Source organism: Litoreibacter albidus, from assembly GCF_900107015.1.
Lineage (GTDB): Bacteria > Pseudomonadota > Alphaproteobacteria > Rhodobacterales > Rhodobacteraceae > Litoreibacter > Litoreibacter albidus.
The window spans coordinates 522264-547737 of sequence record NZ_FNOI01000002.1 but is presented as its reverse complement, the minus strand read 5'-3'; the positions used below and the strand labels follow the sequence as shown (position 1 = coordinate 547737).

Below are 25474 nucleotides of genomic sequence, written 5' to 3'. Positions count from 1 at the left end.
CGTGTCGTGAGAGGTGACAGAAGATGGGTCTCCTGAAATCATATCGCCTTCGCATGGAGCGGAAGCGTTGGCGCTGGCGGGCAGTCCGCAAGCGGAGGGAACTTGCGTCTATAAAGAACCGCACGGAGCAGATTGCTAAGTCCGATATCATTGTGTTCTGCACCCTTCGCAACGAAGCCGTCCGTATCCCATATTTCCTGAAGTACTACCGCGAATTGGGTGTCGATCATTTCATATTTGTCGACAACGGTTCCGACGACGGTACCGCAGACTATCTGGCGACCCAGCCTGACGTCACCCTGTTCAGCACGCCAAGCAGCTACAAACGGTCGCGGTTCGGGGTCGACTGGATCAACTGGCTGCTGCGAAAGTACGGCCACGGTCACTGGACGCTGGTTTTGGATGTAGACGAGTTTTTCGTGTACCCGTTCTGCGATACGCGCCCGATCAAGGCGCTTACAGATTGGCTTGATGCGTCGTCGGTAAAGTCGTTCGGCACTCTGCTTCTGGACATGTACCCGAAAGGCCCGATCGACTCCGTGCGTTACGAGGTGGGTGCTGATCCTTTTGAGCATTTGCATTGGTTCGACAGCGGCAACTATTCGATCAAGAAAAACGACAAATACGGGAACCTGTGGATTCAGGGCGGTCCTCGCCACGGGCCTTCTTCGCAGACCACCCTGAGCGCGCACCGGCCTTGAATAAGGTGCCGCTGGTGCGCTGGGACCGTAGCTATGCCTATGTGAGTTCAACCCACATGCTTCTGCCGCGTGGGTTGAACCTTGTTTACGACGAGTGGGGCGGGGAGAAGACATCGGGGTGCTTGCTGCACGCGAAGTTCCTGGAGACCATGTCGTCGAAGTCCAAGGAAGAGCTTCAGCGCAAAGAGCATTTTGCCAACAGCTATGAATACAAGGCCTACCACAGTGGGCTTTCGGAAGACCCAGATTTGTGGTGCAAATGGTCTGAAAAGTACATCAACTGGCGTCAGTTGGAGATTTTGGGCCTGATGTCCAAGGGGAACTGGGCATGAGCGTTGGCTTTGTCATGTTGGTGCATGAGGCGCTGGACCGCGCGGCACAGGTGGCGCGGCACTGGTCGGAGCACGGCAAGCCGGTGGTGATCCACGTTGATAAGCGTGTCGACGGGCCGAACTACGAGTATTTTCAGCAAAAATTGGCGGACCTAGGCAACGTCCGCTTCTCAGAACGGCACGCTTGCGAGTGGGGCAACTGGTCTATCGTTGGCGCTACGCAATCCGCCTGCGAGTTGATGCTGGAGGCGTTCCCCGACGTGCGTCACGTCTACCTGTCCAGTGGGTCGTGCATGCCGCTTAGGCCGGTTGAGGAGATACAAAGCTATCTTGATGACCGCCCGCGTACCGATTTCATTGAGTCCGTTACAACTGACGAAGTGGACTGGACCGTTGGCGGGTTGGATCAGGAACGGTTCACGTTGCGGTTCCCGTTTTCTTGGAAACGGCAGCGCCGCTTGTTCGACGGCTATGTTGATCTTCAGCGAAAGCTGAAGCTGTCGCGGCACATCCCCGAAGGCTTAACGCCGCATTTGGGCTCGCAATGGTGGTGCCTGACCCGTCAAACGCTGTCGGCTATTCTACAAGATCCGCGCCGCGCCGAGTTCGATCGTTACTTCAAGCGGGTCTGGATTCCGGATGAAAGCTACTTTCAAAGCCTCGCGCGACTTTATTCCACGCAGATTGAAAGCCGATCGCTGACGCTGTCCAAGTTCGACTTTCAGGGCAAGCCGCATGTTTTCTACGATGACCACTTGCAGCTCTTGCGGCGCTCCGATTGCTTTGTTGCGCGTAAGATATGGCCGCGCGCCGAACGCCTGTACCGTGAATTCCTTGTCCCCAAATCTCGCGCGCAGGTCATGGCCGAACCGAACCCCTTGAAGATTGACCGCCTGTTCAGCCGCGCGACGGAGCGGCGCACGCGCGGTCGCGCAGGGTTATATATGCAAGGCAGATACCCGAACGACGGGTGGGAAAATGGCAAGACCGGCGGACGGTACTCGGTGTTTGAGGGCTTCACGGATCTGTTTGAGGATTTCGAGGGGTGGATTGCGCGGCGTACGGGGAACCGTGTGCATGGCAACCTGTTCGCTGCAGATAGGGTCCAGTTTGCCGGCGGAGATGCCTTCTACAATGGCGCCCTCAGCGATAGCGCCCCACTGCGAGAGTATAATCCGCAAGGCTTCTTAACGAACCTGATCTGGAACACCCGTGGGGAGCATCAATGCTTCCAGTTTGGACCAGCGGACGATCAAGGGATATCGAGTTTTCTGGCGTCTGATCGAAATGCGCAGATTTCAATTATATCGGGCGCTTGGGCCATACCGCTGTTTCATTCCAATCGGAACTTCGCGGAGCTACGCAAAGAAGCGGCCAATCTACAGCGCATTGAGGCGGCGCACCTAGACCTTCTGCGGCTTGGAATAACCAAGGCTCGCGTGCGCATCTGGAGCCTTGCAGAGTTCATTGAAAACCCGATGGAAAACCTTCAGCTAATCCTTGACGAGATCGGCGGCATTGGCCAGCGTCGGCTGTCTGAAGTACCAGTGATGGCCGACCTAACCGGATTTGGTCAGTTTCTACAAAACCTTAAAAACCAAGGTATGAGCCCGCATTTAATGGGCGACTTTCCTGTCATCCAAGACAGCACGGATAAACCTCAGGGCAGGCGCCCGTATTTGGTGAAATAGATTATGAGCAAGCCTTTCGAATACTTCGTTGTTTTTGCCGAAATGCGCACCGGCTCCAACTTCCTTGAAGCAAGCCTGAACGAATTTCCGGACCTTCACTGCTATGGCGAAGCCTACAACCCTCACTTCGTGGGTCATCATAACAAGGATGCTCTGTTCGGCGTCGATATGGCCCAGCGGGAGATTTCACCGCTATCGCTGATCGAGCGCATGAAAGAAAACACCGACGGCTTTCCGGGGTTCCGGTTTTTTAACGACCATGACCCGCGTGTCATGGCGCATGTGCTGGCTGACCCGAAATGCGCGAAGATTATTCTGACGCGCAACCCGCTCGACAGCTATGTGTCACTCAAGATTGCGGCGCAGACAGGGCAGTGGAAACTGTCCGACATGAAGCAACGCAGGTCGGCCACAGTGGAGTTCGACCGCGAAGAGTTTGAGCAGCACTTAGCCGCCAAGAAACTGTTCCAACTGGACATACTCAAGGGGATGCAAGTGTCCGGCCAAACTGGCTTCTATGTTGCTTATGAAGACATTGGCGACGTAGATGTGATCAACGGTATGGCGCGGTTTATCGGATCCCAAGAGCAGATAAATTCGACACCCAATTCTGTTAAGAAGCAAAACCCCAGCGGGCTGGAAGACAAGGTGACGAACTACACCCAGATGGTCAAAGATCTGGCGGGTATTGATCACTTCTCACTGTCGGACACGCCCAACTTTGAACCACGTCGTGGCCCGGGTGTGCCGGGGTTCTACCTTGCCGCTGAGGCGCCGATTTTGTTTATCCCCGTCGCCGCCGCGCCAAAGCAGTCGGTGCTGGGTTGGCTTGCTGATATTGACGGGGTCACGGAAGAACACCTGCACACGAACCTGTCCCAGAAATCGTTGCGCCAATGGAAACGCGGCAATCCCGGGCATCGCAGCTTTACCGTGATACGGCACCCGCTGGAGCGGGCGCACAGGGTTTTTTGCGAATACATCGTCCCCAAAAGAGAAGACAACTTCGCTGACCCGCGCAAGGTTATGCGCAACAAGTACGGCATTTCTGTTCCGGGTCAGGGTGATTTGGAAGGTTACACCAAGCTTGAGCACCGCGCGGCGTTTGCAAATTTCTTGGAATTTCTCAAAGGTAACTTGGCGGGGCAAACGAGCGTTCGCATTGATGCGGTCTGGGCCACTCAATCGGCGTTGCTGCAGGGTGCGGCGGGTGTCGTTTTGCCCGATGTTATCCTACGGGAGGGAGAAATATCAGCCGGCTTGGTGGCACTGGCGCAATCGCTGGGCTTGGAGGCGGGCGCGCTCGAGGTTGAGCCAGAAGCGGGGCCGTTTGCCTTGGCCGACATTTACGACAAAGAGCTGGAAAAGCTGTCGATGGCAGCCTACCGCAAGGACTATATCAACTTCGGGTTTGGCGCGTGGGACGAAGGCTAAGCCGCCTTCGATTCCGCAACTTCAGTCAGGATCGCGTGCAGCGCGGTTGCGTCCGTGTTGGACCGCAACTTGGTGCACACGTCGCTGTTGCGCATCGTGCGTGATACCAGCGCCAACGCTTTCAGGTGGTTCACCCCAGCGGTTTCCGGTGCGAACAGGGCGAAAAACAAGTCGACTGGATGACGATCAGCGGAATCGAAATCTAACGGGCGCTCTACCCGCAAGAACACGGATACGACCTTATCTAGGTCTTTCACCCGCGCGTGGGGCAACGCCACCCCATGGCCCACACCTGTTGGGCCAAGGGATTCGCGTTCAAGAAGGGCTTCCAGCGCCAAATCGGTCGGAATTCCATGTGCGGTACACGCAATTTCAGAGATCTCCTGAAAGAGGCGTTTTTTGCTTGTGACAGCCGAAACAGTTTTCACTGCCGACTGAGTCAGGATTTCCGAGATTTGCATAGCCTGCTCTCTGAACATGGCCGTTGATGGCCTATTTAGCTGCTTGCGGGGTCAATCCAGCCTATGTTGCCATCCTCGCGCATGTACACGACGTTGACGTTTTTGTTTCCCTCGTTGCGGAACACTAGCACAGGTGCCCCCGCAATTTCCATCTGCATCACGGCTTCCCCAACCGAGATCGAAGGGATATTTGTTTCCATTTCTGCAACGATGATTGGCTGCAGGTTTTCGGGCTCTGAATCTTCTGACTCCCCGCTTGCGGCAAGGATATAGGAGGAAGCACCCGAAAGTTCAACTGGTTGTGACCTCTCCTTGTGGTGGTCCTTGAGGCGACGTTTGTAGCGCCGGAGTTGCTTGTCCATTTTCTCGACACACTGGTCGAGAGCGGCATAGATTTCGGTGCTATGGCCGCGCGCTTGTGTCGTTAATCCGGTGCTAAGGTGCACGATGGCCTCACAAACATATTCATGAGCGCTTTTGGAGAAGATGACCGTAGCGTCAGTGGGGCGACCTGCATACTTATCCAGAGTGCTGCCCAGCTCTGTGCGCACGTGTGTTTGCAGCGCTTCGCCGATGTCTATCTGTTTGCCTGTGATTTGGTACCGCATGGCGTCTCCTTGTTCGTTTATTGGGGGGAATCACCGACCAAAATCCTAAGGTCTTGGCCGGATTTGGATTGAGTGTCTGGTATCGCCCGAGGGTGCGGGACGTTTCCGTTTCGAGGTTTGCGCAAGGCAAGACCAAAGCCTGGGGCTGTCGATCACTCATTGACCCCATTTGGCGACGAGGGACGGCCTTGTGTCAATCAAATAGATGCACGGGCACCGTTTTTTGATTTGGGCAATTTTAGTTAATACGGAAATCTTGGCCAAGATAAACGCGGCGCACGTTTTCGTCTTTGACGACTTCGTCGGTGGTTCCGCTCATCAAAACGTGGCCGTCGTGCAAAATGTATGCGCGGTCCACAATTTCTAGTGTTTCTCGCACGTTATGGTCGGTTATCAGCACGCCAATACCCCGTTTTTTAAGGTCGGCGACAAGCCCCCTGATTTCGCCAACGGCGATCGGGTCTACGCCCGCAAACGGTTCATCAAGGAGGAGGTATTTTGGATCGGCGGCAAGGCATCGAGCAATTTCGGCGCGGCGGCGTTCCCCGCCGGACAGCGATAATGCGGGCGCACGGCGCAGGTGTACGATGGAAAATTCGCTGAGCAGCTCTTCCAAGCGTTCGCGACGTTTGGTGCGGTTTCTAATGGAAATCTCTAGAATCGCCAGAATGTTGTCTTCGACGCTGAGACCGCGAAAGATCGACATTTCCTGTGGCAGATACCCGATTCCCAGCTTGGCGCGGCGATACATCGGCAGCAGTGTCACATCGCGCCCGTCGATTGTCACCGTGCCAGCTTCGGGCGTTACCAAGCCTGCGATGGAGTAAAAGCAGGTCGTTTTGCCTGATCCGTTAGGGCCAAGCAGGGCCACAACCTCACCGCGTGCCAATTCGATCGACACATCGCGGATAACGGGGCGGCGCTTGTAGTTCTTGCGCAGCCCCGTAACCTTCAGACCGGACGAGCCTTCTTTGACGTTCAGGTTAGGCGCATCGCTCATCTTTAGTTTCCGCCAGTGCGGAAAATCGTGCGCACGCGGCCGGACATTCGGCCAGAGCCAGTGTTTAGGTCCACGGTAAGCTTCTCGCCCGATAGCGCATTGACGCCTTGGGTCAGGATCACGTTGCCCGTCATTACGATATTCGCCGCATCAACAGAGTATACGGCTTTCTCTGCTTCGGCGGCTTCCGCACCGTTGACCAGCGTGACGCTGCCTGTGGCGATGAGCTGGTCAATGCGACCCGTGGCTTCGCCGTTTTCGGTTGCGTACTGCACCTGCACGCGGCTCGCGCTCAATCGCATTTCACCTTGGCCCGCGACAACGTTGCCGCTGAAGACAGCGCTGCCCGTGGTTTGATCTACCGTGAGTTCGTCGGCGGTGATTTCAACGGGTAGGGATGCGTCATGCTTCAAGCCGCCAAACGCGACAGAGGCCCCTTGGGCGTGGGCCATTCCGCCAATCAAAAGGAGGGCTAGCGCCGCCGCGGCGGCAAATCTGGATACGATTGTCATAATTACCCTCTACTCTTTCGGAACATATATCAGCTTCACGCCATTCTTGAAAACAAGAACCTGTGTGTCGCCATCTGTTGTCAGTGTCATGGAACCTGCTGACAACCGCCCCGCAGGACCGCGACCCGACACAGCGCCCGGCGCGTCGATTTTCGTGTCTTTAAGGCTGGCAGTCAGGTTCTCGGTCTCGAGGCTGTAGCCTGTGGAGGTCGAAACCCGCACCCGGCCTTCCATATCAAGCACCCCACCGTTGCCGTCGTAAACCGCTTGGTCTGCAATGAGGCCGTAGGATGGGCCGTCTTGGGATTCGATCCTCGCGACCACTTTTTGGATGGTAAGGCGGCGCAAATCGGTCAGGTCAGGCAGGGCGCTTTCTGCGTCTACGGTGATTGCAGAGCCATCGCTGGTCGTGCCGGAAAAACGGGGCGACGTCAGCGTCTGCTCGCGCGCGATTTTCTCGATATCAATGTCGGCAAAAGGGATCGCATCTGACGGGTCCAGTGTCCGAGAGAACAAGAACATTGTCGACAGCAGGCCAAGCGCGACCAAGGGAAAGATAACCTTTGCCCAGAGCACGAAGCGCGAATACCTGTTGTCGACGCGGGCCATACGCTAAGCGACGCCAGCGCGAAGGCAGTCATGGATGTGCAAGATGCCCAGTGGCGGGCCACCGTTTCCCGCCTTGGTTACGAACAGACAGGTGATTTTGCGGTCGTTCATGTTCGCCACTGCGGTTTCTGCCAGCGCGTCAGGCGCGATGGTTTTTGGATTGGCGGTCATCACTTCTGCCGCTGTCATATCCAGCAGGCCTTTCATGTGCCGTCGCAAGTCACCGTCGGTGATAATCCCTGCCAAGTCGCCATTCGGGGCGGTGACACCCACAACTCCGAAGCCCTTTTGGCTGATGGCAATCAGGACGTCGGACATAGGTGCTTCCATCGCAATGAGCGGAAGCTCCGTCCCTGAGTGCATCAGGTCAGCAACCTTCGACAAACGCGCGCCGAGCTTGCCACCGGGGTGGAAGTCGCGGAAGTTTTCCGGTGTGAAATGACGATGCTCCATCAGCGCGATTGCAAGGGCGTCGCCCAAGGCCAGCGTCATAGTGGTGGAGGTCGTTGGGACAACTCCTGTGTCGCAGGCCTCCTCCGCCTTTGGAAGGATGAGTGCGACGTCGGATTGTTTGATCAATGTGCTGTCAGGGCGGCTTGCCACGCCGATCATCGGAATGCTGAACCGCCGCGTGTAGGCGATGACGTCAGCCAGCTCTGGCGTTTCGCCGGAGTTCGACAGGATCAGTGCCACGTCACCTTGGGCCATCATGCCCAAGTCGCCGTGACTAGCCTCTGCGGGATGGACGAAATGCGCGGGCGTTCCGGTGGATGCCAGTGTCGCGGCGATCTTGCGGGCAACATGTCCGGATTTACCCATGCCACATATGATAACGCGGCCAGTTGCGCCAAGCATCAAATCAACAGCCTTTGCAAAGCTGTCGTCCAAGCTATCCGCAAGGAGTTCCAGCGCTGCGGCCTCGCGGGCGATCACGCGGCGACCGATGTTAATGAATGTGTCTGATGATGTTTTGTTTTTCATAGGTGCTATCTAGTGCGCGAAAATGTCAATTTCAGGCCAACCGGCCAAATCCAGCCGAGCGCGGGTCGGCAAGAAGTCAAAGCAGCTTTGCGCCAATTCCGTTCGGTCTTCCCGATCAAGCATCCGGTCGAGTTCGACCTTTAGCTTATGGAGGTGCAAAACATCGGATGCGGCGTAGTCTTGCTGCGCCTTGGTTAGCGTGGGGGCCCCCCAATCGCTGGATTGCTGTTGCTTGGACACGTCAACGGTGACCAACTCTTGCAACAGGTTTTTCAGGCCGTGGCGGTCAGTGTAGGTTCTCACAAGTTTGGATGCGATTTTTGTGCAGTACACAGGTGCCGCGAGCGCGCCGAACGCGTTATACATCGCCGCGATATCGAAGCGGCCATAGTGGAACAGCTTCAGCGTGTCGGGATCTTCAAGCAACTTCGACAGGTTCGGGGCGTCGGTCTGCCCCTTCGCTATCTGCACAAGGTGGGCATTGCCATCGCCGCCTGACAATTGCACGACGCACAGCCTGTCGCGGTGCGGATGCAGGCCCATTGTTTCGCAATCAATCGCCACGACAGGGCCAAGGTTCAGATCGTCAGGCAGGTCGTTTTGGTGCAGGAAATTGGCCACGCGCAGGGCTCCCATCGAATTGTTAAAGCGGGATAGGCCGTTTAGGCGTGATATTCAATAACGCTGATCTGCGCGGCGGCTTTTGTCCGCCGTCGCAAGGTACCACTGTTTAGGTGGCGTCTACCTTGCGACGGCTCATCAGCTTGCGCACCAATATGAAGAACAGCGGTACGAAGATAATGCCAAGAACGGTCCCTGTAATCGTCCCGCCAAGGACTGCCGCGCCGACGGATTGACGTCCGCCCGACCCTGCGCCCGATGACAACACCAGTGGCACAACCCCAAGTGAGAATGCCAAGGACGTCATGATGATTGGCCGGAACCGCTGACGTGCAGCGGACAAGACCGCGTCGTAGAGGTTCTTGCCGCTATCGACCTGATCGCGTGCGAATTCCACAATGAGGATGGCGTTCTTCCCCGTAAGCCCGATGACGGTCAGCAGACCAACTTGGAAAAACACGCCGTTCTGGAAGCCGAAGTTCCATGCGGTGAAGAGCGTTCCCAAAATGCCGACGGGCATAGCTAGCATGACCGAAAACGGGATCGACCAGCTCTCGTAGAGTGCAGCGAGGCAGAAGAAAATAGCGGCAAGGGACAGTGCGTAAAGCATCGGCGCTTGCGAGCCGGATTCGCGCTCCTCTAGTGACAACCCCGTCCACGCCACGGAGAAGCCGGGCATGTCTTCGACAAAGCTTTCGATTTCCAACATGGCCTCGCCCGTAGCCACACCCGGTGCGGGCGAGCCTTGGATTTGCATGGCGGGCGTGCCGTTGTAGCGTGTCAGCCCCTGCGGGCCGTACACCCAACGTTCGCTTGAGAAGTTGGAGAACGGAACCAATTCACCCGCGGAGTTGCGAACCCGCCAGCGCTGCAGATCGGACGGGGTGGCGCGGGACTCCGCCTCACCTTGCACGTAGACGCGTTTGGTACGGCCGTTGTCGTTGAAGTCGTTCACATATGTGCCCGCCATCGCAATGGCCAAAGTGTTGCCTACGTTTGACGGAGAGACGCCCATCGCGCCAGCGGCACGCCAGTCGATGTCCAGTTTGAACTGGGTCGCGTCCTCTAGTCCGGAAGGCCGTGCCGACGCGATAAGTGGGCTTTGTGCCGCTCTGCCCAGCACCTGATTGCGCGCTTCCAATAGCTGCTCATGCGACTGGCCGCCCTGCGCCTGAAGATAGAAGTCAAAGCCCGACACGTTGCCAAGCTCTGTCACCGCTGGCGGCACGATCGGGAAAGCCATGGCTTCCTGAATGCCCATCATAACGGGGAAGGCGCGACCAGCGAGGGCTTGCACCGATTGTCCGGGGTTTGGTCGGTCTTCCCAGTCCTTGAGACGGACGAAGGCTAGGCCGTTATTCTGGCCGGCACCGCTGAAAGAAAAGCCTACTACGCTGAACACGGAATCGACGTTGTCGGCTTCTGTATTCAGAAAGTGGTCTTGGATTTGCTGCGTTGCCTTCAGCGTGTTTTCTGAGGTGGAGCCGGATGGCCCCTGAACCAGCGCCAGCATGATGCCTTGATCCTCGTCGGGCAGAAAGCCTGTGGGGGTCTGCAAGAAGAGCCAAGCGATGCCCGCACCCATGAGAGCGTAAACCATCAGCATACGAAGTGGGCGACGGATGACGAAGTTCACTGTCCAGCCGTAACCGCCAGCCAGTTTGTCAAAGGCGCGGTTGAACCAGCCAAACGGCCCGCGTGCCGTGTGCTGCGTGTCCTTGCTTTTCAGTAACGTTGCGCAAAGCGCAGGCGTCAATGTCAGGGCCACCAGAACAGACAGCATCATCGCTGATACGATCGTCACCGAAAACTGGCGGTAGATAACGCCGGTGGACCCGCCGAAGAATGCCATTGGTACGAATACGGCTGAAATAACGAGCGCAATCCCGACCAAGGCGCCTGTGATTTGGTCCATGGATTTGCGGGTGGCTTCGCGGGGGGAAAGGCCCTCTTCCTCCATGATGCGCTCGACGTTTTCGACCACCACGATGGCGTCATCCACAAGAAGGCCGATCGCCAAGACCATGGCCAGCATGGTCAGAACGTTAATGGTGAAGCCAAAGGCCGCCAGGATTCCGAAGGTACCAAGGATAACAACAGGAACGGCCAGCGTGGGGATCAGCGTGGCGCGCAGGTTCTGCAGGAACAAAAGCATCACGAAGAACACCAGAACGATGGCCTCCATTAATGTTTTCTGAACCTCGTGGATGGAGATTTCGATGAATGGCGTGGTGTCATATGGAATGACGTAGGACATGCCTTCGGGGAAGAACTCGGAGTACTCCTCGATTAGCTCCCGCACCAGTTTGGAGGTGTCGAGCGCGTTGGCCCCTGGTGCTAGCTGAACGGCCATGCCCGACGCGGGGTTTCCGTTGTACTTGGCGATTGCCATGTAGTTTTCAGCGCCAATCTCTACGCGCGCGACGTCTTCCAACAACACAAGGCCGCCGTCCGCCTCAGAGCGCAGGATGATGTTGCGGAAGTCTTCGGGCGTTTCCAGTAGCGATTGAGCGGTGATGGTGGCGGTAAACGCCTGACCGTCCGGCGCAGGGAGAGAGCCGAAAGAGCCTGCCGAAATTTGCGCGTTGTGCGACGACACCGAAGAGACAACATCGGATGGCGTCATGTCGAAGGCGGCAAGTTTCGACGGATCGAGCCAAATCCGCATCGCGTATTTCGCGCCAAACACCTGTGTCCCCCCCACGCCTTCGATCCGGCTGAAGGCGTCCACAAGGTTGGAGTTCAAATAGTCTGACAGGTCGGCCTGATCCAAGCTGCCGTCTTCGGAGATCAGACCGATGACCATCAAGAACCCGGCAGAGGATTTCTGCACCGTCACACCTTGGCGCTGCACCGCTTCGGGCAGTAGCGCGGTGGCCTGCGAGAGTTTATTCTGCACCTGAACTTGCGCAATGTCAGGGTCTGTTCCTGTTTCGAATGTCAGCGTGATCGTCGCGGACCCCGACGATGTCGACGAGGACGAAACGTAGCGCATCCCGTCGAGGCCGGTCATCTGCTGCTCAATGATCTGCGTGACTGTGTTTGCTACCGTTTCGGCCGATGCACCCGGGTAAGTTGCATTGATGGCGACAGATGGCGGTGCGATCTGCGGGTATTGCGCGACTGGCAGCGATACCATGGACAGAAGGCCGATGCCCATAATGAGGATCGAAATCACCCATGCAAAAATAGGGCGGTCAATGAAGAAACGGGCCATGGGATACTCTCAGATCTGAGCTTAGTTGTTTTCAGCAGGGGCCTCTGCGGCCCCCTGTTCTTGCGGGGTGACGGTGGCACCAGCGGCGGTCTTTTGCAGCCCCGAGACGATAACCCGCTCTTTTTCGGCGACACCCGCAGTCACCACCCAGTGGTTCCCTTGGTCACGCAGCACCGTGAGCTTCCGCTGCTCGACCACGTTGTCAGCATTCACGACAAGCGCCATCGGCTCCCCGCGGCGGTCACGGGAAACGGCTTGTTGTGGCACGAGGATCGCATTTTTCACGACACCTTGCGGCATATCAACTTGCACGTACATGCCGGGCAGGAGGAAGCCGTCAGGGTTGGGGAAGGACAGGCGCAGCACAATGGTGCCGGTGTCTTCTTTCACATGGGGTTCAGCGGCGGACAACTCGCCTTGATGCTCGTAGGTGGTGCCGTCAGCCAACTTCAATTCCACGATTTGGCCCAATTCCTCGGCAAATTTCGCGCCACCATCCGCGCGGCGCCAGCGCAGCATGTCAGCGGCGGCCTGCGTCACGTCGACGTGGACAGGATCAAGCGCGCGGATCGTTGTCAGTGGCGTCGCTTGGCCCGATGTGACCAAGGCGCCCGGGCTGACGTCGCTGAGGCCTGCAATGCCCGCAATGGGGGCGCGGATGGCCGTGCGCTCCAGATCAATCTCTGTAGCCAGAACTTGTGCCTCAGCGACCTTAACGCTCGCCAGTGCAATTTCGCGTGCGGAGACTGCGTTATCCAAGTTCTGTTGAGAGACGACGTTTCTTGCCTTCAATGCCTGTTGGCGGCCCAATTCACGTTCTGCTGATTTCAGAGAAGCGTTGGCTTGTGCCAATTGCGCCTCGGCAGAGGCTTTTTGCGCTTCGTAGGATGCTGAGTCGATGCGGTAGAGCAGATCGCCTTTTGCGACGGGGCGGCCTTCCACATAAAGCCGCTCGCGAATAATTCCGTTCACTTGCGGGCGGACCTCTGCTTCGGACGAGGCGGCGACACGACCCGGAAGCGGCGCGGTCAATGTCACGTCGCTTGCCTCAAGCGTCACAACAGTGACGGGCGTCGGCGGTGGTCCGTCTTGGGCGGTTGCTGCCATTGGAAGGGCAAGCGCAAGGATAAACGCGGCCGACAAACCGCTGATACGTGCGAAGGAAGTACGAGGCATCGAGGATGGCTCCAGTGGATAGACCGATCAGCGGATCAGTGATGAAACAGTAATGGCTTGCGCGACATGCTACCTGCCGCGACGACGGCAAAAAACACACTTGCGCTGCAATTAAGGAAACCCGATAGTTTTGTAAAGTATGGCGGGCTGTGCGATGGCGCACATCCAAGGTTTGATAGCAGGCATTATGAGCAGTGACACATCGCCCGCCGAGGGCGAGCTATGCGGCAGGACGCGGCGTGGACGACCCCCGCAAATGGATACAAGCGCGCGGGAGGCGGCAATTTTGCGGGCGACTGCGCAGTTGCTGCTGGAGGTGCCCTTCGACGATGTCACGATGGCGGCGATCGCCAGTCGCACAGGCATGTCGAAGCGTACGGTTTATGCACACTTCAAAAGCCGCGAAGAATTGTTGATTCGCGCAATCGTGGATATTTCGCGGACGATTTTTTTGCCGCTTAGCGCAGAAGACTTGCAGCGACCGTTGCGGGACCGCCTGTCCCTTCTCTTGCGCATCAATGCGCCACCCGGAAGCGAGGCGACCAAATTGGAGTTTTTGCGCTCCATCATCGCGAAGGCGCAGACATATCCAGTGCTCGCCCAGCAGCTCTATGCCAACGGGCGTGGTGCCTTGATGGGTTATGTGAGTGCGGAGCTATCCCGTGCCGTTGAGGCGGGGGAGATCATGCTTGACCCGAAGGAGGTGGACCTCGCCGCAGACATGTTGCTGGATATGACGTTCGAGAATATCCTGTTTCCATTGCTCCACCCCAGCGACCCACGGCTCGACGACGCTGCGGTGGCGCGGCGCAGGGAGCTAGCGATCACCATTTTCCTAAGGGGGTGCGCGCCATAGTCGCGGCGCGTTATTTTGCTTCTTCAACCGCGATCTTGGCCATTTCCAGAATGGCGTCACGGGTATCTGCGACAGCGATGAAGCGGGCGTTGTGACAGAATTTCGCGCCTTTCACGCCGGACGCATCTTCCAACGCAGCATCGGTTAAACCGGCCCAGGCGGCGGGAAGGTCCGCGCGTTGCTCGAACGTGTCGTTCGACAGTTTGATCCCGTTAAGGGTCCAGTCCCCGCCGCGCGGGTTAACAACGAACAAGATGTGATCGGCCTCTGCTTTTTCGAGGGCGGAGCGGTAAGGCATGCCCATCGGTAGCTCTAGGATTGCGGAATCGCCCGCATCGGCAATGGCGTTCATCACAAGATCTTGCGCACGATACTTGGCCGCAAGGTTCTGCACAAAAGCCTCAATGAAGCTGCGCGCGATTGGCAGTGCCGCGTGAAACGCGTCATCGTCGGCAGTCGGCGATGGGTCGTCGAAGACGGGCTTCAAGCTGCCTAGAAGGGAGGGCAGTGTCAAAATGGAAAGCGGCCCGGCGACAGATGGCTCCATAGCGCCGTTATCCAATAGGTCGATTGGCAGCACGAACTTGGTGTCAAACGAGGTATGGATTGCGTCAACGTCGGCTTCAGGAACACCCATCGCGGCGAGGTAAGCCCGGCCGTAATGCGCCCAGATCAAACCGAAAGAGCTGAATGGCTGGCCGTCTTCGCGAAGCGGATTAGGCCGCTGATGATGATCGAATATCTGCGCCTCCGCGTCAAAGTCACGGCCGACGTCATAAATGATCCGCCCTGCCGCTGGCGTTAAAAGCTCCGCATCCCGCGTCCGCAATAGATCCGCTTGCGGGAAAAGCTGCGTCAGGATGACGGATGACATCAGTTCATCCGCGTGAAAGCCGCCCGAGTGGGTGACGAGTTGGGTGACAGTCATGGCGGAGCTCCAAGCGGTTGGGAGGGGTGTTGTTCGCGGCTTCTACGCACATAGTCGCCGGAGGGCAAACCGCCGGATCGGCTGGACCGCGATGGGGTGAACTTTGTGTTCGTCTTAAATTTGGGGAAGCAGCAGTGACTGCCTTGCGATCCCTCGCTTGAGGTCAATCGGGTTCATACCCGCAGCGACAGCCTTCATTCCTTCTTTGATAATGGCTTGGGCCAGAACAGTCGCGGTGGTTGTACCATCGCCTGCTTTATCGTCGGTGAACGATGCGACATCCTTGACCAGCTGAGCACCCATATTTTCAAATGGGTCAGACAGTTCAATTTCTTTGGCCATGGTTACACCTTCCTTCGTGATATGCGGCGCACCATAGGGCTTGTCGATCACCACGTTGCGCCCTTTGCGCCCGCGCCGACAGAGACAACCTCGCCTTCCTAAGGTTTGTTTTTGGCGCTTTCAGGAATGATCAGACTACCGGATGTTTTTTCGTTGCTTTCAATGCAACGCACGAGGACACGTTCATGGAGGGGGGAAAACGTCATGGGAATGCTCCTTCTTGAGATTTCCGGTATAGGTAGCGTGCGTAGAAATGCATTGGCACTCGACACACCTGAGTGCCAATGCTATCGAGGTGGCTATAAAAGTAGACCTCTGCAAGTGGCTGCTGAACTTTATTTCTTTTGGAAAACTCGCTCCAAGTATCAACGCCAAACGGCTGGCCTTGCTGTCTTACTTCACCTTCTTACCTGCAATCGAGATTGCAGGTTTTCCAGCGTTGGAGTTCGCCGTTGCGGAGACTTTCGGCTTTTCTTGCTTTGGTTTCTTGGCTTCTCTGTTGCTGTTTTTACCTTTGGCCATTGTCTGTCCTTCCAAAATGTAGCGACCCAATGCCATATTGACTGAGCGAGGCTACGGTACGCATCACGCGCCAGTTACAGACGCGCAATGAATCTTTCTGTGGGCCTATATGGGACGCAGCGGAGTTGTGCCCGCTTGGTCCAACACTTGTTGTTGCCCGCGTGATACGGTCGTGACAGGTGACCCAAACAATGCGTTTGCAACAGCGAAATCCTCGACCGTATCAATCTCGGTCCATTTCATCCCTGTGATGTCCAGCGCGTGAAACGGTACCCCTTTACCGATTAGCCGGGCGTAGGCTGCTTCATAATACTCCTGCGCATTCGCGGCGCTTTGCATCATCTCCTTCAGCTCGGCGAATACCAGTGGACCTGTAACAGCGCTAATTTTTTCAATTCCAATGGATTCACCTAGTGCCTTGATAGGGTCGACTGTTTTACCAATCTCGCAAACCCGCATTTGGCCATCCGTGATGACTTTCACCTCCTCATCGGCCAGCGCAATGTTGCGGTCGATGCACAGGACGTTCGGCAAATCGCTATCGACTAATTCACGCAGAATTCTGGTGTCAAACACCACATCTGCGTCGAATTTTATGAACTCGGCAGTTCCTACAACCGCTGAAGCAAGCATCAGGGAATAGCCGGTGTTAGTGTCACGATACCGGTCGTTAATTACATAGGTAACGCGGATCCCGCGAAAGGCCTTGTCGACGAACTGTTTAATTTCGTCCGCGCGGTGGCCCAGCACCAAAACGAATTGGGAGATCCCGCAGCTTAGGCAATTGCGGATCATACGCTCCAAGATGACAGAGCCGCCAACAGACAGCAGGCTTTTTGCGCTTTCGTCCGTTAACGGTCTGAGGCGGGATCCGATGCCAGCGGCAAGAATAACGGCCATAGGTGGGCGGTTGTTTTCGTATTTCATATACTTTGGTCCTTTAATCATCAGCGATGCTGAAAATTATTTCTGAATTGAAAGCTTGTGGTTCGCGTCAAGATTTCTGCCGCGTTGCCATGATTTGAAGGTGCCCCAAAACACCTGACTAGCGGCAAAGATCCACAGCATCGGTGTGAGCTGATCAAAGATCAGCGCCGCTGACAGCATGAAGACGAACACGCCTTCGTCAAAGGCGAAGAGCTTGGGCTGTTCTTTCAAGAACCACCTGACATTTGCCACGACACCAAAGCCTAGACCGGCCACAGGGTCCTTCCGTTCCAGGCGTGCTATCTTAGCGGGATAGTCAGGATCGTGCGCTGTCTCGATCTCAAGTGCGACATACTTCACATATCCACGCAGCCCGTAGAACGCGATACCAATCAGGACAAGGAACACGGGCACCACACTGAGCGATTGCGCGTAAGCGGCATAACCCGCTGCCCCGAACCAAAGCGTGACCTGCACCTGATCTGTGAGGCGATCAAAGTAGCTGCCAACAGGGGAGGACACCTTCCGGTAACGCGCCATTTGGCCGTCCATACAGTCAAGAATATGACTGAGATGGATCAGAATGGCTGCAACCAAGAACCAGCCAGAGCCACCGGTCAAAATGCAAAAGGTCGCAGCGACCGCGACAGCAAAGGATAAGGCAGTGATCCGGTTCGGCGTCAGCGATGGAATGTCCACGGCCCAATAATTAGCAACGATCCCAAGGGGCGCTGTAACAAACGACGACCACCATTCATCATTCTTGGTTTTCGTCGCCCAAAGTCGTGCTGCTTTGTCTATCATTATATGATCGCAATCCGCTTATGCGTCCCAAGTGCCGACAAGATTGGCTTGGATATCTTTGGCTGGATGGGGGCGACAACATCGGCGGCTTTTGCCTGAAGTTCGAGCAGGACGTCCCTTAGTGTACTGACAAAGAACTGGGTATCATGATCTGACAGTTCGCCGATGTTGCCGACCTGAAAGACTTTTCCGGCAAAACAGCCCTTACCTTCATAGATAATGATTGATTTCTCGCGTAGCTTGTCACGCAGATCACGTACCGAGATTGACGGCGGCACTTTAACGGTCGTCAGGATCGCGCACATGTTCGCCTCATCCAGAACGAATTCAAGGTTGAGTTTGCGCATCCCCAATCGAAGCTGATCCGCGCGCGCACGGATGCGGGCGAAACGAGTGGCGACACCTTCGGATAGAATGTTGGCCAGCGCTTGATCTAGAGCGAAAAACAGCGGGACAGCGGGCGTGTTGGGTGTCTGGCTATGGTCCTTGAGGAAACGATAGAATGTCGCGAGGTTCAGATATGTCGTCTTTGGGGCATGCAGTTTCAGCTTTTTAAACTGTTTCTTGCGCCCGATCACAAACGACAAACCGGGATAAGATCCAATTGCCTTGGAGCTTGAACTGGAACAAAAGGCGATATTACAACGCTCCATATCAACAACTTCGGCCCCAACAGAACTGACGCCATCCACGACAAAGATCGCGCCATGCGTCTTTGCCAGTGTACCGATCGCGGCAAGCGGGTTCAGCATGCCTGAACATGTCTCGTGATGGACCATCGCGACGACATCAATCTTATGGGTCGCAAGGTAGGCCGCGATCTGGTCCGTATCGAACGGGATGCCCCAAGGCTGTTGCAGCAGATGAGTGCGGGCGTTGTGAATAAGCGAGGTTTTGTACAACCGTTCCCCAAACTCGCCATTCGATAGGATCAGAATCGCGCCGGTCCCTACGACAGAAGACAAGATAGCTTCATTTGCGGCAGTCCCTGACCCAGTGATAACAACGGCACGGTAGCGGTTGCGTTTTCTGATCTCAAACAGGGTGAGCAGCTTTTGCTCTATGCTCGCCAGAAGACTATCAAAGTCGGGTTCGCGGTGGCAAATGTCTTCTTTGCAGATCGCATTGCGAAGGGAAGCGGCCACATTGACAGGGCCGGGGGTGAACAGCAGGTATTTGTCCAAAACAAGTTCAATCTTCTTCGACCTCATGCCCTTGGACGCAAAGCCGCTACGCCCATGATATCTCCACGTGCGAGGAACGCGCGTGAACACCGAGAGGGCACAAATCGATTTCGAAGACACAGCCTGAGAAGATGCCGTGGATTTGGCGTCCCAAAATTGAACGCGGGCAGAACTGAAAATGACTTTATTCCACACGTGTTGCGGATTGGGCCACCATTGCGCGCTGAAACTAACGCCCTGTTGGCCCCAAAAATATTCGAATTTCGTGGTAGACAGACAAGGTGCGCTGAAGCAGGTAACCTTGTCGCGTATTGGCTGCGATCCTGTCTGACCGCGGAGCTGTATAAGTACAGAGCAAAACCGCAAATAGCAAGCGACCTATGCGGCGCTTGACTGGGCGCGCTCCTGCACCTAGGCCACAGGCCTAATGGCCAAACTCATGCCACTCAGTGATCTTGCACCACGTTATGACGGTTTGCTATGCGACATCTGGGGTGTTCTGCACAACGGCATCGCCGCTTTTCCTGACGCAATTGATACCCTTTGCAAATATCGGGCGCAGGGCGGGATTGTCATTCTGATCACCAACGCTCCGCGGTCAAACCAAGTTATCTATCCGCAGTTGACTAAGCTGGGCGTCCCGCGCGAGGCATTTGATTTGATTGTCACGTCCGGCGATGTGACCAGGTCGCTGTTGCAAAAACGGCCCGACACGCCTTTGTTCCACTTCGGTCCAGAGCGCGACAAGTCGATCCTGGAAGGCCGGACACACCAAATGGTCAGTAGTAAGGACGCCAAGCTGTGCCTACTGACAGGCCCTTTGAACGATGGGATCGAAAGCGTTGAAATCTACGAGCGCATATTGTTGGAAATGCGTGACAATGATGTATATATGATCTGCGCCAATCCTGATTTGGTCGTGAAAAGCGGAAACCGCATTGTGATCTGTGCGGGATCAATCGCGCAGCTTTACGCAAAATTGGGCGGCAAAGTCACTTATGCTGGCAAGCCAGAGGCACCAATATATCAAGCGGCCATAGCGCAAATGACCATTGCTGCGGGGCGAACTCTTTCAAAAAATCGAATACTTGTCGTGGGTGATGGCTTGCCGACAGATATCAAAGGGGCTGCCCAAAACGGGTTTGCCGCCTACTTTGTCGCGGGTGGCATTCATGCCATCGACACGGGTGACTTGAAAACCACCGAGACGTCAGCGCGTGCTTATGACGTTATCAGGCATCAGTTTACCGATCTCAAACTTGCCGGTATCTGCGACCATTTGAGCTGGTTCTGAACGAAGAAGATAAAGCGGCGATCACTCCTTCTAGCCATCGTCACAAGAAGTTTCACCTTACTCCCTTAGGTCGCAATGTGACGAAACCCTCAATTGGTGCAGCTGCGGCGAATTCACACTTCGTCCGCGTTGCGGCCGTACGCTCAGTCCAAAATGCTGCAGGATGTACGAACGACGGCTTTCAGGAAGGCTGCTTGTCAGATTTCGCATCGAAGGAATGTCTGCAATGGGCCGTCCCTACTGGAGGGGGGGTGAGGTCAGCAGGTGAATATGCCGCGATTGATATAACGGCGGCTTCGAGCCCATTTTGACCGATGCTGCGAGTTGGATCAATATCAGCTCTCCTGTCTTTGAAGCCACCTCCATACTGATAAATTGCGGCCGAGGATCGGAACACCATCGCCCGCGCTCTCAATTGGAACTACTGGACTCGATCCTATTTGCTTGGTCTTTCAAGGTACCGCAAAAAAGTCAGCTGTGCGAAAAAGGATGTCGCAACAGATCGCAAAAGCAGTGCAACCAAGATAGCTGTGGTCGCCATACCCCATTGCGGCGGGATGTTGAAAATATTGCCAGAACTAGTGAATGCGACAGCTGCCCCAATGGACATCGCTAGGATTATTGCAGCGAGAACAGCGCCGTCAAACCAATTGCGCCACCCAAATCTGGGTATTTTGGCGTCTTTGCCCCAACCGAATTTCCAATAATTGTCATAGGCGAGAAACCCATCCGGCAAGCTTCGTAAGCGCTTGTTTTTACGAAAATCAGCTTCCATTTTTTGAATATCCAAATGGGTTGCCTCTACCCAGCCAAGAAGAAATATGAGGACAAGAAATGGCACCATCACTGCGATGGCTACCGCTAATGGTTCGCCAAAACTAAATAGGATGAAACCTGCTAAGAGCACCATGAGAGGAGGCGAGGCCGGACCTGCGGTTATGGATGTAAGTGGAGCATGCGCCCATGGGTTGCGAAACACCTACAAATTTAGAGCAAATAGTAAAAAGACGGCACAAAAAAACGCCAACGGCCCCCAAACGAAGGCGGACCAGCCGTTCATCGACAATTCGAACCCGCAAAAAAACAGAATTGAAAGACTTGTTCCCAAGAGTGAAAGCATGAGTGCTTCTATTTTTGGTAAAAGCGGGACGTAAACCACACGCCGGCGCGGGGATGTTTCGCTATTTTCAGTCAAGGCCGAATCCTCGTTTCATTATATATCCAAACTCCTCTTGGTCGGCGGTTTGCAAATACTCAAGCCCTTCAAGAGGACCCATGTGCTGAATCGGATGCCAGTCGGGATCATAGAACACTTGAGGTACGGCAAGAAATGAGCGCGCGTGCGCTTTGGCGCTCTCAACCAACCCGCTCCTATCGAGACCACTTGAAATAAACCAGCCGACCAGAACGGCAACGCCACTAACAGCAGCACCGATCACCAATGCCGGCGCTGTGACGACGCCGCCAAACAGCCATCACCCCTATCATTAAAGCTGTTGCAACAATGGTTGAAATAACTGTCGTCGCAACCAGAACTGTCAAATCAATGAACAGGTCTGATAAGAATTTTTCCCCGTCTTGAGACATCCAAGAAGCCACTTCGACAAGTCCGCCGAAAACCAAAAAGATCCCGCCTGTGCCCCTGAAAGGAGGACCTGCCGCACTTCTCAAAGCGTCGGAGGCGCTGCGCGCGACAGCACCTGCGTTCACCACCGCGATGGATGACGCCGGATAATATGTCGCCGACATAAAGACCCGCAACCCTGCGTAACCTTTGAATGAAATGATTTTTCGGCCTTGAACGATTGATACTTTACTCGTGTCCGTCACCCAAATTTCGCGCAAAAACACGCCACGCAGACGTAATTTGTCGACAGCAGATAGTGTCGAGAGGCGCTGGCCCCCGATAGCCTGAAAAATTTGCTCCAGTCTTATCCCCAGGGACAAGGCCGCACGCGCACACCTGCCGCCCAATGCAGCCATGACAGATGGTTCACTGTCAAAATTGACGTCAAATGCACCGGCTAAATCCTCCGACAGCGTGATGATTTGATCAGGCGTCAGTTCTTCCAAGTTTAACGTTCCGACAGGTAGATTTGCTGATGGAATGGTGAGTGTGTAGACGGCCTCTCCATCGCCGCCCGCCGCCGCGTAATCATTGGCGGTCCTCTGCCGGTCTTGTTGCTCAAGCTCTGCAAGCCGGCGCTCATATACAGGGCGCATTGTTGACATCGTGTCAGGATGGACAATCATCTGCCTAAGACTGGCGAGCAGAGGGTCTTCAACAACCTGCTGTTGCGTCTCTCTGAGCCCGATAAGCGTCCTAACGTCTTCAGGAAAGTTCGGTTCGCCAACGTCGATTTGGTCAAATATCGCCTGAGGGGCTATGCCCGTCCCAGCAAGCTCCAACGCGTTCGTTGTGCCCTCAATCGAATTGGGATGCCGATGAATTTCACCAACAGGTAATACTTCGGTCGGTTGGCCGTTCACCAACCCTCGTAGCATTAATCGACTTTGGATATCCTCAGGCAAATCGCAAAGGAACAAGTTCGCCGTATCACAGTTGCAGACCCCTTGCCCACGTTCATAATCAGTATTGCCCACGTCTAACGACGACGATTAGAACGGGAGGGCATCCGATGCAGGAATACGTGATCTACCGCAGAGTCTCGACGAAGGAACAAGGCAAGAGCGGCCTCGGCCTCGGCCTTGAAGCCCAGCAGCGCGACATCGATCTCTATTTACAGAATTACTCCGACGTCCCTTTCGAAATACTTGGCACGTTCACGGACGTACTGTCCGGTGGTAACAACGACCGCCCCGAACTGGCCAAGGCGATGGAACTGGCGCGGAAGACAGGTGCAGAATTGCTCGTGTCCAAACTGGACCGTCTGAGCCGCAAGGTGTCCTTCATTGCACAACTCATGGAAGACAAGCGCATCACGTTCCGTGTGGCATCCATGCCGACCGCAGATGCGTTCAGCTTCACATCTATGCAGCCCTTGCAGAGCAAGAGCGCCGTTTCATATCTCTACGGACCAAGGCGGCATTGAAAGAAGCCAAGGCGCGTGGCGTCAAGTTGGGTGGTCTGCGCGACAAGACAATGAAGCGCAACGAAGTGGTGAAGGCGAACGCCAATGATCGTGCCGAACGTATCCGCGCAATCATCATGCCGATGCGTGACTCCAAGAAGACCGTGCGCGACATCGCAGCCGCATTGAACGCAGCCAACGACCAGACAGCCCGTTGCGGCGTGTGGGGACCATCTACCGTCAAAGCAACCATTAGACCGCCTAACGGCGGCTGATAACGCCGCCAGTCACGGCCAAACACTCACGCCGAAATAACTTCTGACTTTCTCCGCAACACGGTTCGGGCGGTGGTGAAAATACCTATTACCCCTAACCAAAGGACTACCCCATGAACACAATCTGCGTCTTCGAAGACTGCACCGACCACATCATTTTCGTCCCAACGACCAACATCAACTACATCTGCGGAACTACAGATGAATATTCACAAATAACACTCAAGAGCGGCGTAAAGCTGGACGTCAGTCAGGATGTCTACTCTGTTCTCCTTAGGATGAACGGCTGAAACACAAAGGTCCTGCCCTGCCAACACATCGGCAGGTCATCGCCCCCCCGCGTCAGCGGTAATATTATCGTAAGTCATTAAAATAATAAACTAAATACGGGTCCCGCGTAGGGAGTACCCCCATCGCTGCAATGAGGCGGGTAGCAGCCGGGCGCCTGCTGTCGATATGGAATTTTCCGCATCAGCAAAACAGGTATCGCATTGCCCGAAATGTGTGCAAAATTTCAAACCTAATTGTCAGCCGATCGCATCTTGCTGCGCAGGCCCTACTGTTTCCAGTTAACGGAAGGGGAGTAGGGGCCTCTGTAGAGCGATGGGGGGTGGTAGCTGCTCCCATGGCATGGAAAGGCTTTTGTGAGCATGAGCTTTGCTCATATTAAGCGCTCGAAACGCTTCAGATCTCGATTGAAGCTTTTATCGAAGTCGTTGGGTAGATCGAAGGTTACGATATGGGTGACGGTATGTGGGTTTTCATATGTACCACCGTGATCGGTTCCGATGAGGGCGATGAGGCTGTCGAGTGTATCAGGGAATTCGACCAGTTTTATCAGGTTCTGGCCCAATGCGTTGAGCAATAAGTCGCGTAATGCCTCACCCTCCTCTGGGACTTGCGTGAAGCTGAGTATCTCTTCGTGGTCAACGGCGGTTACCAGTATGTCGCGCATGAGGACGCAACAGTCGTAGATTTCCTCGGCATCACCTGCAACGCTCGGAGCGCCAAAGCTGTCTGTAAGTCGGTGGAGAATGCTGACTAGTGGTCCAAGCAAGCTTCCCATGACATGAGTTCGCTCCACAATGAAATCGATAAAGTCTTCAAGCTGAACGCGAGGCAATGGTTTGTAGGTTTGGCCAGACTGAAGGTTCTTGAGTCTCTTAAACTGCGGACCGTTCAGATGCCGAAGTAACTCTGCGGCAAGCCTCCACTCCCATCCGGTCGGTCGATCCAGAGCAATTCGTTGAACAATCGCTGGGCAGCCTTCTAAGAAGGGGTAGCGAGACATCTCAAGATCGTGACGCATTTGCTCACCGCGAGTACCTAGCTCACGCAAAACCCAATCCTCATGCTCCTTGCGCCACGCAACGAGAAGCTCTGGTGGAAATTGAGCTTCATCTCGATCGATTTGACCATGGCAGTTTCTACACAACCAAATACCATTTGTAATGGATGATCGAGTCATGTCGGACATCGATGGATCGTATCGAACAGCACCGGACTTGGCTCCCATTATGTGAGCCGCTTCGCCGATTGTTGTCGATTTTTCTGGATTGCTGTTGGGTGGGACTGTGTGAGCACGACAATCAGGGTTCGAACATTGGTAACGTGCTCAACGCCCAAGAGTATCCACTGTCTGTTTGTTAAAGCTTGGGCTTGTCATTGTGCGTTCCAAGTAAGGCGCTGTTGTTAGAGCCAGTTTGAACCAGATACCGGAACGTTACCAGACCAGATTCGCACCCTCAAAAGCGCCCTCTACCCGAAATTCTTCAATGATTACGGGGAATATGGTGCCCAGGAGAGGACTCGAACCTCCACGTCCATACAGACACCAGCACCTGAAGCTGGCGCGTCTACCATTCCGCCACCTGGGCACAGGTGTTGGTGCGCGGTGATTAGGTCGGTGCGGCGCAGGTGTCAACGGGATTCGCTGTTTTCTAGGAATGTTTGTTACGGATTATCGC

Annotated in this window: 25 protein-coding genes, 1 tRNA gene and 3 pseudogenes; 9 read left to right on the top strand and 20 right to left on the bottom strand. The window is 55.3% G+C overall.

The annotated features are described in order from the left end of the window. The first annotated feature begins 23 nt into the window (after nt 1–23). The 3 genes and pseudogenes from BLW66_RS07735 (at nt 24) to BLW66_RS07725 (ending at nt 4158) form a co-directional block, all read left to right on the top strand. Nucleotides 24–1033 (top strand): annotated as a pseudogene (locus BLW66_RS07735) (glycosyltransferase family 2 protein). Further along, on the top strand, nt 1030–2724 hold the full coding sequence (locus tag BLW66_RS07730) for a DUF5927 domain-containing protein (RefSeq protein ID WP_089946545.1): 1695 nt from the start codon (nt 1030–1032) through the stop codon (nt 2722–2724). The pseudogene BLW66_RS07735 and the gene BLW66_RS07730 overlap by 4 nt, the downstream one beginning before the upstream one ends. Before the next feature lie 3 nt (nt 2725–2727). Further along, nucleotides 2728–4158, top strand: a complete 1431-nt coding sequence (locus BLW66_RS07725; protein WP_089946544.1) for a nodulation protein NodH — start codon at nt 2728–2730, stop codon at nt 4156–4158. On the opposite strand, the gene BLW66_RS07720 is transcribed toward BLW66_RS07725, so the two are convergent. The 9 genes from BLW66_RS07720 to BLW66_RS07680 all read right to left on the bottom strand — a co-directional run bounded on the left by BLW66_RS07720 (nt 4155) and on the right by BLW66_RS07680 (nt 13343). Next, nucleotides 4155–4619, bottom strand: coding sequence for a PTS sugar transporter subunit IIA (locus tag BLW66_RS07720; RefSeq protein ID WP_089946543.1), 465 nt, complete (start codon nt 4617–4619; stop codon nt 4155–4157). The two genes, BLW66_RS07725 and BLW66_RS07720, sit on opposite strands and share 4 nt — an antisense overlap. Before the next feature lie 35 nt (nt 4620–4654). Continuing rightward, nucleotides 4655–5227 (bottom strand): ribosome hibernation-promoting factor, HPF/YfiA family, encoded by a 573-nt coding sequence (gene hpf / locus BLW66_RS07715; RefSeq protein WP_089946542.1) that lies wholly within the window; start codon nt 5225–5227, stop codon nt 4655–4657. Between the two features lie 238 nt (nt 5228–5465). Further along, nucleotides 5466–6227 carry an LPS export ABC transporter ATP-binding protein gene (lptB, locus tag BLW66_RS07710; RefSeq protein ID WP_089946541.1) on the bottom strand — a complete coding sequence of 254 codons (762 nt, stop codon included), beginning with the start codon at nt 6225–6227 and terminating at the stop codon, nt 5466–5468. 2 nt (nt 6228–6229) lie between these two features. Further along, complete coding sequence (gene lptA / locus BLW66_RS07705) at nt 6230–6739, bottom strand: lipopolysaccharide transport periplasmic protein LptA (protein ID WP_089946540.1); 510 nt, start codon at nt 6737–6739, stop codon at nt 6230–6232. Nucleotides 6740–6748: 9 nt separating this feature from the next. Continuing rightward, entirely contained in the window at nt 6749–7348 is a 600-nt protein-coding gene (gene lptC / locus BLW66_RS07700; RefSeq protein ID WP_089946539.1) for an LPS export ABC transporter periplasmic protein LptC, read from the bottom strand. Nucleotides 7349–7351: 3 nt separating this feature from the next. Further along, on the bottom strand, nt 7352–8329 hold the full coding sequence (locus BLW66_RS07695) for a KpsF/GutQ family sugar-phosphate isomerase (protein WP_089946538.1): 978 nt from the start codon (nt 8327–8329) through the stop codon (nt 7352–7354). Between the two features lie 9 nt (nt 8330–8338). Then, nucleotides 8339–8950, bottom strand: coding sequence for a ribonuclease D (locus BLW66_RS07690; protein ID WP_089946714.1), 612 nt, complete (start codon nt 8948–8950; stop codon nt 8339–8341). A 109-nt stretch (nt 8951–9059) separates the two neighbouring features. After that, nucleotides 9060–12167, bottom strand: coding sequence for an efflux RND transporter permease subunit (locus tag BLW66_RS07685; RefSeq protein WP_089946537.1), 3108 nt, complete (start codon nt 12165–12167; stop codon nt 9060–9062). 21 nt (nt 12168–12188) lie between these two features. Next, on the bottom strand, nt 12189–13343 hold the full coding sequence (locus BLW66_RS07680) for an efflux RND transporter periplasmic adaptor subunit (RefSeq protein ID WP_089946536.1): 1155 nt from the start codon (nt 13341–13343) through the stop codon (nt 12189–12191). Nucleotides 13344–13530: 187 nt separating this feature from the next. On the opposite strand from BLW66_RS07680, the gene BLW66_RS07675 reads away from it, so the two are divergent. Then, nucleotides 13531–14199 carry a TetR/AcrR family transcriptional regulator gene (locus BLW66_RS07675; RefSeq protein WP_170833430.1) on the top strand — a complete coding sequence of 223 codons (669 nt, stop codon included), beginning with the start codon at nt 13531–13533 and terminating at the stop codon, nt 14197–14199. Between the two features lie 10 nt (nt 14200–14209). Here BLW66_RS07675 and BLW66_RS07670 read toward each other — a convergent pair whose 3' ends face one another. The 3 genes and pseudogenes from BLW66_RS07670 to BLW66_RS07660 form a co-directional block, all read right to left on the bottom strand. Beyond that, nucleotides 14210–15127 carry an MYG1 family protein gene (locus BLW66_RS07670; protein WP_089946534.1) on the bottom strand — a complete coding sequence of 306 codons (918 nt, stop codon included), beginning with the start codon at nt 15125–15127 and terminating at the stop codon, nt 14210–14212. Nucleotides 15128–15274: 147 nt separating this feature from the next. Further along, nucleotides 15275–15541, bottom strand: a pseudogene (locus tag BLW66_RS07665) (TCP-1/cpn60 chaperonin family protein); the annotation flags it as partial. 29 nt (nt 15542–15570) lie between these two features. Continuing rightward, a pseudogene (locus BLW66_RS07660) lies at nt 15571–15675 on the bottom strand (co-chaperone GroES); the annotation flags it as partial. A gap of 89 nt (nt 15676–15764) precedes the next feature. On the opposite strand from BLW66_RS07660, the gene BLW66_RS17895 reads away from it, so the two are divergent. Then, nucleotides 15765–16013: a hypothetical protein gene (locus BLW66_RS17895; RefSeq protein WP_170833429.1), complete on the top strand. Its 249-nt coding sequence runs from the start codon at nt 15765–15767 to the stop codon at nt 16011–16013. Nucleotides 16014–16096: 83 nt separating this feature from the next. On the opposite strand, the gene BLW66_RS07650 is transcribed toward BLW66_RS17895, so the two are convergent. The 3 genes from BLW66_RS07650 to BLW66_RS07640 are packed head-to-tail and all read right to left on the bottom strand — an operon-like array spanning nt 16097 to nt 18933. Then, nucleotides 16097–16918: a phosphocholine cytidylyltransferase family protein gene (locus BLW66_RS07650; protein ID WP_089946531.1), complete on the bottom strand. Its 822-nt coding sequence runs from the start codon at nt 16916–16918 to the stop codon at nt 16097–16099. A gap of 36 nt (nt 16919–16954) precedes the next feature. Then, nucleotides 16955–17722, bottom strand: coding sequence for a CDP-alcohol phosphatidyltransferase family protein (locus BLW66_RS07645; protein WP_089946530.1), 768 nt, complete (start codon nt 17720–17722; stop codon nt 16955–16957). Beyond that, on the bottom strand, nt 17722–18933 hold the full coding sequence (locus tag BLW66_RS07640; RefSeq protein WP_089946529.1) for a pyridoxal-phosphate-dependent aminotransferase family protein: 1212 nt from the start codon (nt 18931–18933) through the stop codon (nt 17722–17724). Before BLW66_RS07640 ends, BLW66_RS07645 begins: the two co-directional genes overlap by 1 nt. Before the next feature lie 412 nt (nt 18934–19345). Between BLW66_RS07640 and BLW66_RS07635 the strand changes: the two genes are divergently transcribed. Beyond that, nucleotides 19346–20200, top strand: coding sequence for a TIGR01459 family HAD-type hydrolase (locus tag BLW66_RS07635; protein ID WP_170833428.1), 855 nt, complete (start codon nt 19346–19348; stop codon nt 20198–20200). A 436-nt stretch (nt 20201–20636) separates the two neighbouring features. Here BLW66_RS07635 and BLW66_RS07630 read toward each other — a convergent pair whose 3' ends face one another. The 3 genes from BLW66_RS07630 to BLW66_RS07625 form a co-directional block, all read right to left on the bottom strand. After that, nucleotides 20637–21110, bottom strand: a complete 474-nt coding sequence (locus BLW66_RS07630) for a hypothetical protein (protein ID WP_089946527.1) — start codon at nt 21108–21110, stop codon at nt 20637–20639. A 277-nt stretch (nt 21111–21387) separates the two neighbouring features. After that, nucleotides 21388–21639 carry a hypothetical protein gene (locus BLW66_RS17890; protein WP_170833427.1) on the bottom strand — a complete coding sequence of 84 codons (252 nt, stop codon included), beginning with the start codon at nt 21637–21639 and terminating at the stop codon, nt 21388–21390. Further along, on the bottom strand, nt 21620–22732 hold the full coding sequence (locus tag BLW66_RS07625; RefSeq protein ID WP_170833426.1) for a hypothetical protein: 1113 nt from the start codon (nt 22730–22732) through the stop codon (nt 21620–21622). Before BLW66_RS07625 ends, BLW66_RS17890 begins: the two co-directional genes overlap by 20 nt. Nucleotides 22733–22839: 107 nt before the next feature. On the opposite strand from BLW66_RS07625, the gene BLW66_RS18085 reads away from it, so the two are divergent. The 3 genes from BLW66_RS18085 to BLW66_RS17885 all read left to right on the top strand — a co-directional run bounded on the left by BLW66_RS18085 (nt 22840) and on the right by BLW66_RS17885 (nt 23797). Next, entirely contained in the window at nt 22840–23253 is a 414-nt protein-coding gene (locus BLW66_RS18085; RefSeq protein ID WP_244508577.1) for a recombinase family protein, read from the top strand. Then, nucleotides 23250–23507, top strand: coding sequence for a hypothetical protein (locus BLW66_RS18080; protein WP_244508576.1), 258 nt, complete (start codon nt 23250–23252; stop codon nt 23505–23507). Before BLW66_RS18085 ends, BLW66_RS18080 begins: the two co-directional genes overlap by 4 nt. A 113-nt stretch (nt 23508–23620) precedes the next feature. Then, complete coding sequence (locus BLW66_RS17885; protein WP_170833425.1) at nt 23621–23797, top strand: hypothetical protein; 177 nt, start codon at nt 23621–23623, stop codon at nt 23795–23797. Nucleotides 23798–24168: 371 nt separating this feature from the next. Here the strand turns inward: BLW66_RS17885 and BLW66_RS07615 are convergent, their stop codons facing one another. Further along, nucleotides 24169–24984, bottom strand: a complete 816-nt coding sequence (locus tag BLW66_RS07615; protein ID WP_139254544.1) for a hypothetical protein — start codon at nt 24982–24984, stop codon at nt 24169–24171. Between the two features lie 314 nt (nt 24985–25298). After that, nucleotides 25299–25384 (bottom strand) — tRNA-Leu (locus tag BLW66_RS07610). Nucleotides 25385–25474 lie beyond the last annotated feature (90 nt).

Coding starts and splice junctions, on each gene's coding strand:
- BLW66_RS07730 (WP_089946545.1), top strand. CDS start 1,030: ATGAGCGTTGGCTTTGTCATGTTGGTGCATGAGGCGCTGGACCGCGCG.
- BLW66_RS07725 (WP_089946544.1), top strand. CDS start 2,728: ATGAGCAAGCCTTTCGAATACTTCGTTGTTTTTGCCGAAATGCGCACC.
- BLW66_RS07720 (WP_089946543.1), bottom strand. CDS start 4,619: ATGCAAATCTCGGAAATCCTGACTCAGTCGGCAGTGAAAACTGTTTCG.
- hpf (WP_089946542.1), bottom strand. CDS start 5,227: ATGCGGTACCAAATCACAGGCAAACAGATAGACATCGGCGAAGCGCTG.
- lptB (WP_089946541.1), bottom strand. CDS start 6,227: ATGAGCGATGCGCCTAACCTGAACGTCAAAGAAGGCTCGTCCGGTCTG.
- lptA (WP_089946540.1), bottom strand. CDS start 6,739: ATGACAATCGTATCCAGATTTGCCGCCGCGGCGGCGCTAGCCCTCCTT.
- lptC (WP_089946539.1), bottom strand. CDS start 7,348: ATGGCCCGCGTCGACAACAGGTATTCGCGCTTCGTGCTCTGGGCAAAG.
- BLW66_RS07695 (WP_089946538.1), bottom strand. CDS start 8,329: ATGAAAAACAAAACATCATCAGACACATTCATTAACATCGGTCGCCGC.
- BLW66_RS07685 (WP_089946537.1), bottom strand. CDS start 12,167: ATGGCCCGTTTCTTCATTGACCGCCCTATTTTTGCATGGGTGATTTCG.
- BLW66_RS07680 (WP_089946536.1), bottom strand. CDS start 13,343: ATGCCTCGTACTTCCTTCGCACGTATCAGCGGTTTGTCGGCCGCGTTT.
- BLW66_RS07675 (WP_170833430.1), top strand. CDS start 13,531: ATGAGCAGTGACACATCGCCCGCCGAGGGCGAGCTATGCGGCAGGACG.
- BLW66_RS07670 (WP_089946534.1), bottom strand. CDS start 15,127: ATGACTGTCACCCAACTCGTCACCCACTCGGGCGGCTTTCACGCGGAT.
- BLW66_RS07650 (WP_089946531.1), bottom strand. CDS start 16,918: ATGAAATACGAAAACAACCGCCCACCTATGGCCGTTATTCTTGCCGCT.
- BLW66_RS07645 (WP_089946530.1), bottom strand. CDS start 17,722: ATGATAGACAAAGCAGCACGACTTTGGGCGACGAAAACCAAGAATGAT.
- BLW66_RS07640 (WP_089946529.1), bottom strand. CDS start 18,933: ATGAGGTCGAAGAAGATTGAACTTGTTTTGGACAAATACCTGCTGTTC.
- BLW66_RS07635 (WP_170833428.1), top strand. CDS start 19,346: ATGCCACTCAGTGATCTTGCACCACGTTATGACGGTTTGCTATGCGAC.
- BLW66_RS07630 (WP_089946527.1), bottom strand. CDS start 21,110: ATGGTGCTCTTAGCAGGTTTCATCCTATTTAGTTTTGGCGAACCATTA.
- BLW66_RS18085 (WP_244508577.1), top strand. CDS start 22,840: ATGCAGGAATACGTGATCTACCGCAGAGTCTCGACGAAGGAACAAGGC.
- BLW66_RS17885 (WP_170833425.1), top strand. CDS start 23,621: ATGAACACAATCTGCGTCTTCGAAGACTGCACCGACCACATCATTTTC.
- BLW66_RS07615 (WP_139254544.1), bottom strand. CDS start 24,984: ATGTCCGACATGACTCGATCATCCATTACAAATGGTATTTGGTTGTGT.